This window comes from Maribacter sp. R86514 (genome assembly GCF_044597005.1).
Classification (GTDB): domain Bacteria; phylum Bacteroidota; class Bacteroidia; order Flavobacteriales; family Flavobacteriaceae; genus Maribacter.
In genome coordinates this window covers 3,897,919-3,911,955 of record NZ_CP138999.1, presented here as the reverse complement: position 1 = coordinate 3,911,955, position 14,037 = coordinate 3,897,919, and the positions used below count along the sequence as shown (strand labels likewise).

The 14,037-nt window shown below is 36.9% G+C and carries 9 protein-coding genes; 7 read left to right on the top strand and 2 right to left on the bottom strand.

Annotated elements, in window-relative coordinates; all coding sequences use genetic code 11:
- Nucleotides 1-80: 80 nt before the first annotated feature.
- On the bottom strand, nucleotides 81-1,733 hold the full coding sequence (locus SJY30_RS17080; RefSeq protein ID WP_396633320.1) for an ATP-binding protein: 1,653 nt from the start codon (nucleotides 1,731-1,733) through the stop codon (nucleotides 81-83).
- Between the two features lie 277 nt (nucleotides 1,734-2,010).
- On the opposite strand from SJY30_RS17080, the gene SJY30_RS17075 reads away from it, so the two are divergent.
- Genes SJY30_RS17075 through SJY30_RS17065 form a run of 3 tightly spaced genes read left to right on the top strand, consistent with a single transcriptional unit; the run spans nucleotide 2,011 to nucleotide 6,621 of the window.
- Entirely contained in the window at nucleotides 2,011-3,657 is a 1,647-nt protein-coding gene (locus SJY30_RS17075; protein ID WP_396633319.1) for a hypothetical protein, read from the top strand.
- A gap of 24 nt (nucleotides 3,658-3,681) precedes the next feature.
- On the top strand, nucleotides 3,682-5,169 hold the full coding sequence (locus SJY30_RS17070; protein WP_396633318.1) for an APC family permease: 1,488 nt from the start codon (nucleotides 3,682-3,684) through the stop codon (nucleotides 5,167-5,169).
- Nucleotides 5,170-5,172: 3 nt separating this feature from the next.
- Complete coding sequence (locus SJY30_RS17065) at nucleotides 5,173-6,621, top strand: aldo/keto reductase (protein WP_396633317.1); 1,449 nt, start codon at nucleotides 5,173-5,175, stop codon at nucleotides 6,619-6,621.
- An 18-nt stretch (nucleotides 6,622-6,639) separates the two neighbouring features.
- On the opposite strand, the gene SJY30_RS17060 is transcribed toward SJY30_RS17065, so the two are convergent.
- Nucleotides 6,640-9,639 carry a WD40/YVTN/BNR-like repeat-containing protein gene (locus tag SJY30_RS17060; RefSeq protein ID WP_396633316.1) on the bottom strand — a complete coding sequence of 1,000 codons (3,000 nt, stop codon included), beginning with the start codon at nucleotides 9,637-9,639 and terminating at the stop codon, nucleotides 6,640-6,642.
- A gap of 364 nt (nucleotides 9,640-10,003) precedes the next feature.
- Between SJY30_RS17060 and SJY30_RS17055 the strand changes: the two genes are divergently transcribed.
- The 4 genes from SJY30_RS17055 to SJY30_RS17040 all read left to right on the top strand — a co-directional run bounded on the left by SJY30_RS17055 (nucleotide 10,004) and on the right by SJY30_RS17040 (nucleotide 13,915).
- Nucleotides 10,004-10,864 carry an RNA polymerase sigma factor RpoD/SigA gene (locus SJY30_RS17055; protein WP_396633315.1) on the top strand — a complete coding sequence of 287 codons (861 nt, stop codon included), beginning with the start codon at nucleotides 10,004-10,006 and terminating at the stop codon, nucleotides 10,862-10,864.
- Nucleotides 10,865-11,237: 373 nt separating this feature from the next.
- Nucleotides 11,238-12,053, top strand: coding sequence for a pyrroline-5-carboxylate reductase (gene proC, locus SJY30_RS17050; RefSeq protein ID WP_396633314.1), 816 nt, complete (start codon nucleotides 11,238-11,240; stop codon nucleotides 12,051-12,053).
- A gap of 263 nt (nucleotides 12,054-12,316) precedes the next feature.
- Nucleotides 12,317-13,015 carry an NrtR DNA-binding winged helix domain-containing protein gene (locus SJY30_RS17045; protein WP_396633313.1) on the top strand — a complete coding sequence of 233 codons (699 nt, stop codon included), beginning with the start codon at nucleotides 12,317-12,319 and terminating at the stop codon, nucleotides 13,013-13,015.
- 75 nt (nucleotides 13,016-13,090) lie between these two features.
- On the top strand, nucleotides 13,091-13,915 hold the full coding sequence (locus SJY30_RS17040) for a sugar phosphate isomerase/epimerase family protein (RefSeq protein WP_396635341.1): 825 nt from the start codon (nucleotides 13,091-13,093) through the stop codon (nucleotides 13,913-13,915).
- Nucleotides 13,916-14,037 lie beyond the last annotated feature (122 nt).

Below are 14,037 nucleotides of genomic sequence, written 5' to 3'. Positions count from 1 at the left end.
CTCCCTAGAAAGTTTTAGAGATAGACTTTTGCTTTAAATTATATTTAGTGAAGTAGAAAAAGGATAAACACCTAAAGGTATTATTGCATTTTCGGCATTACAATCTCAAAAACGGATCCTTCATTTAATTTGCCCTTTGCACTAATGACACCATTATGATTCTGTACAATTTTTTTAACAATTGCCAAGCCTATGCCGGTACCTACATATTCTTGTTTGGAGTGTAAACGTTGAAATACTTCAAAAATCTTTTCGGCAAACTGTTCTTCAAAACCAATACCATTATCGGTAATAGTAATTTTAACGTATTCCTTTTTATTAATTAAACTACTATCTATAGATTTTGCATTCGTTATAATTTCTGTTGCTATAGTTACATTTGGTTCAACATCACTTTTGGTATACTTGACCGAATTGGATAACAGATTATAAATTAACTGTCTAAATTGAAATGGTACTACTTCAATTTCATATGATTGTAGTAAGGTAATTTTACCGTGTTTCTTTTTGAGTTCCTCCGCTAGATCATTTTTGACATCATCAACAAGTTCTTTTAAATCTATGACTTCAAAAACCCTCTTTTCGGTATCTGTTCGTGAATAGGAAAGTAGATCATTTATAAGGGACTGCATTCTATTTGCAGCAGATTGTATTTTTTCAAATTTTACCTTGCCAGATGTTGATAGCTTATCAAACTCATTGTCCATCAACACCTCTGCGAACATTTGAATCTTACGCAACGGCTCTTGCAAATCATGACTAGATATATAGGCGAAAGACTGAAGTTCTTTATTCATTGCCTCTAGCTTATCATTACTATCAGCAAGTTCTTTAGTACGGATATCAACCTCTCTTTTTAGTTCATCGGCAAAGGATTTTTGCTGATCAATATTCATACCCGTACCAATAAAACCGACCATTTTACCTCCTTCAAATTTTGGAGCACCTAAAACTTTAAACCATTCATATTTACCGGTTTTATTTCTTTTTACCCGATATTCCAACGTAAAATCAGATTTATCTTTAACCGCCTTTGCAAAACCTTTAAAAATAAGGTCAAGATCATCTGGGTGCACTACATCTACCCAAACCTGACCCGTAAAATCAGCCTCATTTTCTACACCTACATAATCTAATAAAGCACGATTAGCGTATTGTATATTAATTTCGTTATCCGTAATCCAAATCCATACGGGCGAAAGGTTTGCCACCTCTCTAAACCTGCGCTCGCTTTCCCTTAAACGCCTTTCTGCCAACACAGCCTCTGTTGTATCGGTAACAATGACCAAAACTCCAGACACCTCTCCTATTTCATTTTTTACAGGACTGTAGCTAAATGTCCAGTAAACATCTTCCATTCTACCATTTCTAAAAATAGGAATCATCAGATTCTCTCGCCAAATAGACTCTCCTTTTACCTTTACTATTTTAAGCATAGGGTAAATATCTTCCCAAATCTCGTTCCAGGCCTCTTCACCGTTTAAACCCAATATTGTTGGGTGCTTTCCATCTATACCTAAAATAGGTCTATATGCATCGTTATAAAAACTTTTTAGTGTATCTCCCCAAAACAAAAACATTGGAAAGGGAGAATTCAACATGATGTTCAATGTAGTACGCAAGGTCTGCGGCCAACCATCTGGCGTACCTAATGGAGTAAGAGACCAATCTTTCTCTCTCATGAGCTTGCCCATCTCACCACCATCATCAAGAAAATGAAATTTTTTATTCATAAGGATGCAAAATTGAAGTCTCTAAATTAACGATTTAAACATGGAATACACGCTTTTACTATGTAATACATGTAGAACTATTTTGAATTACACTTTTAAATACTACTTAACAAATTAAACGATTTAGAAGGGGAATATTTAGCTCAATAAAATAGAATTGCGTTCTTATGATGAATTAGTGTTTACAAATAATTATAGTCAATAACATTTTGGTTAAAAACATGGCGCATTGGCACACTATTCTTATTTTGCATATAGATACCAATCACCGACTAAAATGAAAAACTCGACAATTTCAAAAGTACTGTTGTACTGCATCTTTTTATTTTCCATTACCGCACCTTTAAAAATTTTAGCACAAGACAAAGCTTCAAATCAAGAACTAGTTGCATTATTTAAAGAATGGCGCTTGTTCGAAAACCCTCCTTTATTAAATGGAGCACCCGACTATACTGCAGATACATTCCACAAGAGAAAGCCCGCATTTCAATCTTTACAAAAACGACTTCATAGTATTGACACTACGGGATGGACCATACCCAACAAGGTAGATTGGCATATTGTAAATGCCGAGATGAACGGTTACGATTTCAACCAACGAATTTTAAAACCTTGGACAAGAGACCCTGCGTTCTACAAAACCATATGGACAGACCGTAGCGATGTACCGGCACACGAGGGCCCTGCACACCATGCCATAATAGATATTTGGAAATATGACTTTCCGTTAAACAAGATTGACCAGAACAAAATTATCGCAGTCTTAAAGGTCATTCCCGTAATAAACGAACAAGCGAAAAAAAACTTAACAGGTAATGCTAGAGATTTATGGATTGCCGGTATTCGCGATATTGAAACCCAAAGCAAAGACTTGGCCAACATGAAACAACTTGCGGGCATTGAAAAAAACAAAAAAATAGTTGCGGCCATCAATATGGCAATTACCTCAACAAATAGTTTAGCGGAATGGCTTAAAGATAAGGCGGCTACCAAAACAGGTCCATCAGGCATAGGTAAAGAAAATTATACTTGGTATTTACAAAATGTGCATCTAGTACCATTAACCTGGGAAGATGAGGTAATGCTATTAAAACGCGAGCTTACACGAGCATGGTCCGCACTTAAATTAGAAGAACACAGAAATAAAGATTTACCAAAATTAGACGACGCCAGTAGGGTAGATGAATATAATAAAATGGCAAAGGCTTCTGCCAAAAGCCTGTTAGATTTTCTGGATAAAAATGAAATAGTAACGGTTAAAGATTATTTCGAGACTGCGCTCAACGATCACTTAGGGGCATATGTACCAAAAGAGAAGAGAAACTTTTTTTGGATTACCGCTCATTTAGACCAACGCCCATTATACTCTCATTTTTACCATTGGTTTGAACTCGCTAGAATGGACAACGAACCAAACCCACGTGAAATTAGAAAAGAGGCTTTATTATATAACATATTCGATTCAAGAAACGAAGGCACCGCCACTGCAGTTGAAGAGATGTTTATGGATGCAGGTTTGTATGACGACCAAACCCGTTCAAGAGAAATTGTATATATCATGATCGCACAACGTGCAGCAAGAGGCTTAGGTTCATTATACGCACATGCAAATCTTATGACATCTGAAGAAGCCGGTAGCATTCACTCTAACTATACCCCTAGAGGATGGATGAAAACAGAAAAGGACCTATTGCTTTTTGAACAGCACCTTTACCTTAGGCAACCCGGTTACGGCACAAGCTACATTACCGGTAAATACCTTTTAGAAAATACCATGGCCGAATATGCCAGAATGAAAGAATCTAAAAACGAACCTTTTAAAATGAAAACCTTTTTCGACGAATTAAATGCTATTGGGTGCATACCTATAACCTTGGGGAGATGGCAAATGACAGGGGTACGATCTTTTCTTGGTCAAGAATAACCTAAGCAGCTCAAGTTATTTCAAATGTCAAAAACCAACTCAAAAAAACTAACACGGCAAATGGGCATTTTAGCCCTAACCGCTACAGGTGTTTGTTCTATGCTCGGGGCTTCTATAAATGTTGTTCCTTTCATGATACAGCGTAATGTACCCGGTATAGGCCCGTATGTATTACCTGCATTTGCATTTGCCGCCATACCCGCATTATTTGCTGCCTTGGCATATGGCATTTTAGCTTCTGCCATGCCACGGGCGGGCGGTAGTTATATTTACGCAAGTAGAGGATTAAATCCTTATTTAGGCTTTGTGGCAAGTTTTTCACAGTGGTTTGGACTCTCTATTGTAATTGGAGTTATCGCTTATGTGACCGTACCTTTTATTCGTGATGTAACACTAAGTTTAGGCTGGACAAGTATTTCGAACGGGTTGGAAATAGGATGGATACGTGTTACAATTGCCCTTTCCTTAATTTGGTCTTTTGTAGCCATTAATATTAGAGGAATAAAAAGTTATGAGCGCATTTTATTACCCATGATGTTCTTAATGTTCGCCCTTGGCGGAATTGTAATCGTTTCGGCTCTTGTTTACGACTCAACAGATTTCTTAACAGGACTGCAAGAAAAAACCGGACGCACTTTCAACACTACAGAAAATATAGATTTTGACTGGCGCATATTTTTATCGGCAGCTGCACTTTTATTCTCAAGTTTTATTGGTTTTGATTCCATAGCTCAAGCAGGTGGCGAGGCTAAAAATCCTACCAAATCATTACCAAAAGCTATTCTGCTAGCCATATTCGGAGTAGGCTTGTTCTACTTTCTATTTGCTTCAGCGGTATATCACATTGTACCATGGCGTTTTGTTGCAGAAGAAGCAATGACAAAAGATATTTCCGCTCCTGGCTTGCTAAGCTATGTGCTACCTTCTGGTTTAGGTATCGCAATTTTAGCAGGTGCTGCAATTGCTTTGATCAATGACCTGCCAGCCATGCTATTATCGGTTTCACGGTTAATGTTCGCTTGGGCAAAAGATGGCATTTTCCCAAAGTCCATCTCTACGATCCATCCAAAAAATCATACGCCGCATATCGCTTTAATGGTAGCTGGTGTAATGGCAAGTATAGGTGTTCTAGGTTCTCATTTTGCAGGTGATTTCTTTTTAGGTATCGACATTATGGTTACTTCAATGATGGTCAATTTTCTATTAATGTGTATTACGCTGGTGACTATAAACAAGGTAAATACGGCGTTAGCCAAACAAATTTCAGTACTTAAAAATAGAACATTGCAATTATGGATTGCTTGGTCGGGCATTATAACCCTTTCTGCCTTTCTAGGTATTCACACCTATAAAGATTTAACCTCTAACACTACTGCGTGGTATTTTCACTCCACACCAATATGGCTTATAGTTATGGGCTTGGCAAGCTTGTTATTTACCTATTATTGGAAAAAATTGAAAAAACAGCACAACAACACTAACGAACTATTTTTAGAACTCCCTGAAGAATAAAAGATGCAGACAACAATTAAATTAGCCAAAGATTTAGAGATTTCAAGGGTCGTTACAGGCTTATGGCAAATTGCCGATATGGAACGTAAGGGTAATACCTTAGACCCTGTTGCTACCGCAAAATTCATGAAGCCCTATCTTGATGCCAATCTCACTTCTTTTGACATGGCAGACCACTATGGTTCTAGTGAAATTATAGCCGGCACCTTTAAAAATAGCCTTTCCGACAAAGAAAGTGTGCAGCTTTTTACAAAATGGGTTCCCAAACCAGGTAAAATTACTCGAGAAGATGTTAGAGCCGCGATACAGACAGCTCTAGACAGAATGCAACAGACTAGTATTGACCTTTTACAATTTCATGCGTGGTACTACCCCGATGCCAGTTGGTTAGACGGACTTTTATATCTAAAGGAATTAAAGGAAGAAGGTTTAATTAAACATATTGGAGTAACTAATTTCGATGCCGCACATTTACGTATTGCTTTGGCAAGTGGTATACCTATTGTCAGTAATCAAATTTGCCATTCGTTGATCGATCAGCGTGCAAATGGGCAAATGGCAGCGGTGTGTCAAGAATACAACGTAAAAATACTAGCCTTTGGAACATTGGCAGGCGGATTCTTAACCGACAAATGGTTGAATAAAACCGAACCTACATATGAAGAATTGACCACCTGGTCACAAATGAAATACAAACGTTTTATTGATGCCGCCGGCGGATGGAAACTTTACCAGAACCTATTACAAACAGTAAAGAATATTGCCGATAAACATAATGCTTCGATTGCAAATATTGCAAGTAGATTTATATTGGAAGGCGATGCGGTTGCTTCTGTCATTGTTGGCGCCAGATTAGGCGAAAGCGAACATATAGAAGACAACAGAAAAATGCTGGATATTACCCTAGATGCTGATGATATCAACGCCATTAAAAAAGCGCAACACAAACTGAATTTAATACCTGGCGATTGCGGTGATGAGTACAGAAAACCACCATTTCTAACAGCATCGGGTGATCTTAGCGATCACTTAGAAACGATACCTAAAGCTTTTACACCTATAAAAACTGGAGAAAATAGAGAACAGATTTTTAGTGGTACGGAATGGGAAGAATATGCGGGTTACTGTAGAGCGGTAAAGATTGGTAATACCATTCATGTTTCAGGCACCACAGCAACTCATGGAAGTGATATGATCGGTGGCACCGACCCAGCTGCCCAAACGCATTTTATCATTGATAAAATCGAGTGCGTCATGACTTCATTTGGCGGTACTTTAGCCGATGTGGTGAGAACACGAATTTTCGTTAACGAACTAAAAAATTGGGAGCCAGTTGCAAGAGCTCATGGTGAACGTTTTAAAGGTATTAATCCGGCAAATACATTAGTAGAAGCCAAATTGGTAGGTGACGGTTACATGGTAGAAATTGAAGCAGAGGCAATTTTACCTTAATTACCTCTACAACCTTTATTATTCATCCCAAGTATTGTGGCTATTTTTGACATTTGTTTCAAAGGGCGCCCATTCATCTTTTATAAAATCAGTTACCATTTTTGAAAATTCGGTAACCAAATATTTTCCTTGTTCAAGAATTTCTTGATGCTGGGTAGAAGGCCTATTTGTCTGTGCTGCCGCTATACTAAAAGCTTCTCGTATTTTTGAATAGGGCGATGTCTCAAAAGACTGCCATGCTCCTACTTGCCTATCTGGTTTAGGCGTTTTTCCCTTTGCCTTTAAATCTTTTAAAGACTGTTTCATATTTTCAAGCTTGCCTACTAATATTTGATCAGCCTTACTCTCAGATTTGTTGATTTTACCTAAAAAATAATCTACTTTTTTAATTTTCAAATCAATTTTTTCTAAGCGATCTGACAAGATTTTTACTTGAACATCTACTGCTTTTTTATAATCATATAGTGCCTTGTCTATGTTTGGTTTCGGATCAAATCTTGGATCTGCAATTACAGTAACTTTAGTAGTATCTGAATGCACACCTTGCTTTAAAACTATTTGATACTCCCCTGGCAGCACCGGTATATCTCTAGAAAAATCATGGGTCCATGAACCTGGCAACGTAGAAGCAGACTCATCTAATTTCCATATCATATAATTTAAGCCTTTAGTGAGTTCTTTTGTTTCAACTGTATTTACCAATCTATCTTCAGCATCATATATCATTGCGGTCACCACACTTTCCTGTGTAGGCTCCTCAGTTAAATAAAAAGGAATTTTTGTTTTTTGAAAAACTTTATTCTCTCCTTCAAAAGTAGTATGGAAACCTGTCCAAATATTCCCTGGCGGGTTTATAAATAAGCCTTTCACCTGTACGGCATCGTTCATTGGCAATGCGGTTATGCCCCGCTTTAATCTGTCTGCCGCAATTTCTCTCAAGGTCAATAAATCATCTAAAACCCAAATTGCCCTTCCAAAAGTACCGACGATCAATGCCGATTCTCTTTCCTGAATTTTCAAATCCATCGTAGATACTGATGGGAATCCGTTTTTAAATTGAGACCAAGTAGCCCCTTCATCAATACTTACCCATAGACCATTCTCTGTTCCTAAAAACACTAAATTGGGTTCTACGGGGTCTTGCATAATTGTTAAAGCGTATCCGTTAACCTTGGTTTTATCTGCAACTCGCTTCCATGTTTTTCCTAAATCATCGGTTTTAAATACATACGGCTCATAATCCCCTTTTCTATAATTGTTTACCACCATCCATGCCGATTTAGCATCGTAGCGAGAAGCTTGTATTTGTGCAACCCAACTTTCCTTTGGCATTCCTTTTACCTTAGCCGTAAGGTTTTTCCATGTTGTACCGCCGTCTATTGTTAATTGCACCTGCCCATCATCGGTGCCAGCCCAGATAATTTGGTTATTCAACGAACTTGGAGCTATGGTCAATATTGAATTATAACGTTCTGCACCAGATACATCTAAAGTTAATCCGCCGTAATCTGGTTTTTGATGCTCAGGATTATTGGTGGTCAAGTCAGGTGAAATAATTTCCCATGTGGCTCCCTTATCCTTGGTAACATGTACAAATTGCGATCCGTAATAAGCAGCATTATCATTTTTAGGGTTTCTTGCAAAAGCAGCATTCCAATTAAAACGCAATGGGGTTTTTATATCTAAGGAAGGCGGTTTTATGCTTACATAATATCCCGTTAATTTATCATATCTATATAAATCCCCATTTTGAGATGATCCATATCCAAATCTAGAATTATCCAAATCAGGAGAAATATCAAATCCATCGCCCCCAACTAAATACTGCCAATACAACGTTCTAATTCCTCCTCTTTTCCAAGTATATGCAGGACCGGACCAGTTACCATTATCTTGCATACCGCCATATACATTATACGGAGTATCATTATCTACACCTACATGGTAGAATTGTGCAACAGGAATGGTTTCAGGGAAATACCAACTTTTACCATGATCCTGGGTAATACCCAATCCGCCATCACCGCCAATTATAAAATGTTCGGCATCATTAGGGTTCACCCAAAAGGCATGAAAATCGGCATGAATACCTTTTGTTTCATCTGCAGGTATCATAGGTATGGTATCAAAAGTGCTACCGCCATCATAACTGACCGATAAAGGTTGATAAATATTATAGACCCTATCCGGGTCTTCTGAATCTACGGCTAAGTCTTGAAAATAAAAGGGTCTGTTATTCGCAAATTTGGGGTTGTCATTGATCATTTTCCAACTTGTACCGTCATCATCGCTTCGGTAAATCGCATTTTTCTTCGCCTCTATTTTAGCATAGATTCTGTTGGGTTCAGACGGTGCAATAGCAAAACCTATTCTACCTAAATCTCCAGCAGGCAGTCCGTTTTTCTCTCCTAATTTATTCCAATTTTCACCCCCATCCTCAGAAACGTAAAAACCAGATCCTTCGCCACCCGATGTAAAATAATACGGAGTTCGTTTATGATCGTATAGCGCTGCATATAATTTATTAGAATTTGTTGAATGCATTTTTAAATCTGCAATACCAGAGGTGGTATTAGAGTATAATACCTTTTTCCAATGTAGACCGCCATCTATCGTTTTATATAAACCTCTATGCTCGTTAGCCGTAAATGGGTCACCCATAGCGCCCACGTAAACAACATTTGGGTCGTTAGGATCAATACTTATTCTATGTATGGTTTTGGTAGCCTCCAATCCCAAATGTTTCCATGTTTTACCTCCATCTATACTTTTAAAAATACCCATACCCAAGTTCATTGAATTACGAGGATTACCTTCACCTGTTCCTACCCAAATAACATCTGGATTGCTCTGTTGAATGGTAAGTGCACCTATGTTCTGTGTGGGTTGATCATCAAATACCGGTTTCCATGCAGAACCGCCATTTTCAGACTTCCAAACTCCGCCAGAAGCCGCACCAACGAACATTATTTTTGGATTCTCAGTAACCACATCTATTGCCGTAATACGCCCACTCATGTTTGCGGGTCCTACATTACGTATCTTAAGATTCTTTAGACTTGAGAAGTCGATTTGTTGAGCCGATATGAACTGTATACAAGTAAAAAAAACAAGGTAAAGGCTATGACGATATTTCATGGTGTACTGGGTAGTTTACTCAAAAATAAAAATCAACTTATGAAAACCAGCACTACACTACATAAATTTTGATAATTATATTATCAGACAGCAATACTCATAAACTGAATTACTTAAAATCGTCAAAATACAGTCCATTTTAGCCTAAAACATGTCAAAAACGACTTAAAATATCATAAAACGATTCATTTTCTTGCATTTTCATAAAATTATGCTATGTTATAATTTAATCTAAAATTATTCTATGCGACAACTGAAGATCACCAAACAAATTACGAACAGAGATGCCAAATCATTAGAAAAATACTTTCAGGAAATCAGTAAAATAGATTTAATTACTGCCGACGAAGAAGTAGAATTGGCTCGAAAAATTCGCGAGGGTGATCAGCAGGCATTAGATAAATTGGTAAGTGCCAATTTAAGGTTCGTAGTATCTGCAGCTAAGCAATATCAAAATAGAGGCTTACGCCTTACCGACCTAATTAACGAAGGTAATTTAGGTTTGGTAAAAGCTGCCAAACGTTTTGATGAAACTAGAGGATTCAAGTTTATATCATATGCCGTTTGGTGGATACGTCAATCTATTCTTCAGGCATTATCCAACTCTTCAAGAATGATACGCATACCTCAGAACAAAATAGCCGTTAATTCTAAAATATACCAAGTATATTCCACTTTAGAACAAGAGAATGAACGCCCGCCAAGTCCCGCTGAAATTGCCAAAGAATTAGATATGAGTGTTTCTAAAGTAAATAGCTCTATGAAAAACTCTGGTAAATCAATTTCACTAGATGCACCTTTTAAAGAAGGGGAATCTTCTTCTCTTTACAATGTTCTTGAATCAACGACTTTAAATAGCCCGGACAAGGAAGTAATGGCGGAGTCTTTGGAGACAGATATTAATCAGGTTTTGAATAAAATACCAGAAAGGCAAGGTGATGTCTTGCGCCTGTATTTTGGTCTAGGCAAGCAACCCGCTATGAGCTTAGTCGAAATAGGCGAGGTTTTTGATGTCACCAGAGAACGTGTTCGTCAAATTAAAGATAAAGGTTTAAAGTCTCTTCGCCGCACATCAAATACCGAAATTCTGCGTGCTTATTTATAACACAACAGCTAATTACAGCACAAAGTACTTAACGCACCATCTACCTTTAACATTATTTAAAATAGCATAACACAAACTTAACGGCTCTAATTTGGAGTTGGTAGGGCATATGTTATGTTACTATAAGAAATACGACCACATGAAATTTATTTATATCAAAAGAGAAAGTAATACTAAAGAATTGTACAGAACACACAACGGATTAAAAAAATCTAAAGTGACGTCCATAACTAAATATTTTATGGGGATACCTATAAAAACCTTGCACACTTACAGGCAAATCTACTATAGACGTAAAAATAATGCCATAGATAAAATGCTGTTTATTTAATTGAACACACATACACTTTACACTACAATTAAAATATAATTTATGAAAATACTGGTAATAGGAGCCGGCAACATGGGGTTGACGTATGCCGAAGGCATGTCAAAATCAAAATTACTTAAGAAAAGAAACATCATGGTGCTCGACACTTCAGAAGATAAACTTGAAGCCTTACGCGAAAACCCACAGTTCGATGCCTTTGATGATTTAAAGAATTGTGCCCCACAGGCAGATATCATTTTTATAGCGGTAAAGCCTTATCATGCAGAGAGTGTGTTCTTAAAGTTGAATCCGTTGGTAAAGCCAGGTCAAATTGTAATTTCCATTATGGCAGGGGTAACTATCGATACCATTAAAAACCTTACCGGACTCACCAAAATAGTACGTGCAATGCCAAATTTACCGGCACAGATCGGTAAAGGACTAACTTCGTTCGTCGCCTCAGAAGATATTACAAGAATAGAATTACTGACCATTGAAAGCCTATTGGATACTACAGGAAAATCAATTCAAGTTAGTAATGAAAACTTTATAGACGCCTCTACCGGTATTTCAGGTAGCGGACCGGCGTACGTTTTTTACTTTATGCAAAGTATGATGGAGGCAGCGCTAAAAATGGGCTTTACACCAAATGTCTCTAAGGTATTGGTAGCACAGACTTTTACCGGTGCCATTGAACTTTTTAATCAGAATGAGCTTTCGCCGAATTCTTGGATGGACAAGGTTGCCAGTAAAGGTGGTACTACTCGGGCAGCTTTAGATTCTATGGAAAACAATAATGTAGGTGAACTAATAAAAGATGCCGCTTTCGCAGCTTTTGAACGTGCAGTAGAACTTGGAAAAGAAAAAGTAAATGCCTAGACTTTATAGCGTTAAAGTATAATTAATTCAGTCTAGTGGCTTTTTACGTTACGAACTATTAAATGATTGGTAACAAGTAAGAATATATGGTGCATAGCTATATATTCTTACTTTATAAATGTTCCTAAATCTACATAACACAACCTTTAATTTAAAGTATGTAAGATTTTTCTTATTGTCTCACATTATAACAATATTCCTTTGTTTACATTTTTATTTATGCTTTATTTGAAAAATACTATCATATTTTATCAAATTCATTAATGAAAGGTGCAAATAATAAGAAATTCATCCCCAACCTTTCGTACGACTGTGTAATTTTTGGTTTCAATGGTGAAAAACTTAAGATTCTTATTTTAGAATACCACAATACAGGTTTATTTGCACTCCCTGGCGGATATATTAAAAAAGAAGAAAGTTTACAGGAAGCGGTAAATAAAGGCGTGGAAGAACGTACAGGTCTTATAGATGTATTTTTAGATCAATTTCAAACTTTTGGTAAGCTCAATAGAACAGACCCAGATGCCACTCGTAGCATTTTACAAGCAAAAAATAAAGATTTAAATGAAAAGCAATGGATGATGGAGCGCTTTATAACCGTAGGCCATTATGCATTGATCAATTACGAAAATGTAAACCCAAAGCCAGATAATCTATCAGACAGTATTGCTTGGTATGATATTAAAAATGTCCCTCAATTAATGATGGACCATAATGAAATCGTAGATAAAGCCCTTGAAGTGCTGCGTAATAACATCAGCGAAAAATTGATTGGAATGAATCTACTTCCCGCTAAATTTACCATGAAACAGTTGCAACAGGTCTTTGAGGCTATTTTAGACGAAACCGTAAGAAGAACCAGTTTTCAACGTAAAATGTTATCAATGGATATTCTTGAAAGGCATGAAAAACTTTTTGAAGGCAAGGCACATAAAGCTCCTTACCTTTATAGCTTTAAATAATAGTAAATACCTTAAAAAACAATGAACAAGTCAACACTACACAACTTTTTAAAATGCACCGTTCTAGCTGCTTTTATGTTCGGTACTATAAATTCATATGCTCAAAAGAAATTTGGAGGACTGGCATTATACACGCTAAGAGACGATATGGGCACCAATGCAAAAGCTACACTACAAGCTGTATCTGATGTCGGTTATAAAAATATTGAAGCTGCCGGTTATGCTGATGGAAAATATTATGGAATGACCCCTGCAGATTTCAAAGGGCTTTTAAAATCTTTAAAACTTAAACCGATCAGTACACACCAAAGTGCCGTAACTATTGACAATGCAGATAAGATGATGGCAGATGCCAAGGCAGCAGGTTTCAAATACTTTGTTGTGCCAATACCACCCATGGGCATGTTCACTTTTAACCAAGAAGACAAAACAATGGGCATGACAGGTACGGTAGAAGACTTGGCTAAAATCTTAACAACTCTTGGCGAGAAGGCTAAAAAAGCAAAATTAAAATTACTTTATCATAACCATGATTTCGAGTTTAAGAAAAATGAAGACGGTATAGTTCCGATCGACTACTTGTTAGAAAATGTTGATCCAAAATTATTAAACTTTCAGATGGATTTATATTGGGTTACCAAAGCAGGTGCCAACCCTATTGCTTATTTCAACAAATATCCAGGTCGTTTTAAAATATGGCACGTTAAAGATATGGATGAGCAAGGTAGATTTGCACCAGTGGGTACAGGTTCTATAGGCTTTAAAAATATCCTAGCTAACAAAGAGCTTTCTGGAATGAAATATTATATGGTTGAACAGGATATGACTTTCGACGGATTAAAACCCTTAGATGCCATTAAAATAAGTCATGATGGTATTAAAGAAATTGGTTTCAAATAAATAGTATATCAAACAACGAAGATTGCCCCAAAGAGATTCACCTCTTTGGGGTTTTCTTTTTTACTACATATTCATTAAACCTTTCATCTTTAACTTTGTCTTAATCACTTTTAAACTTATGT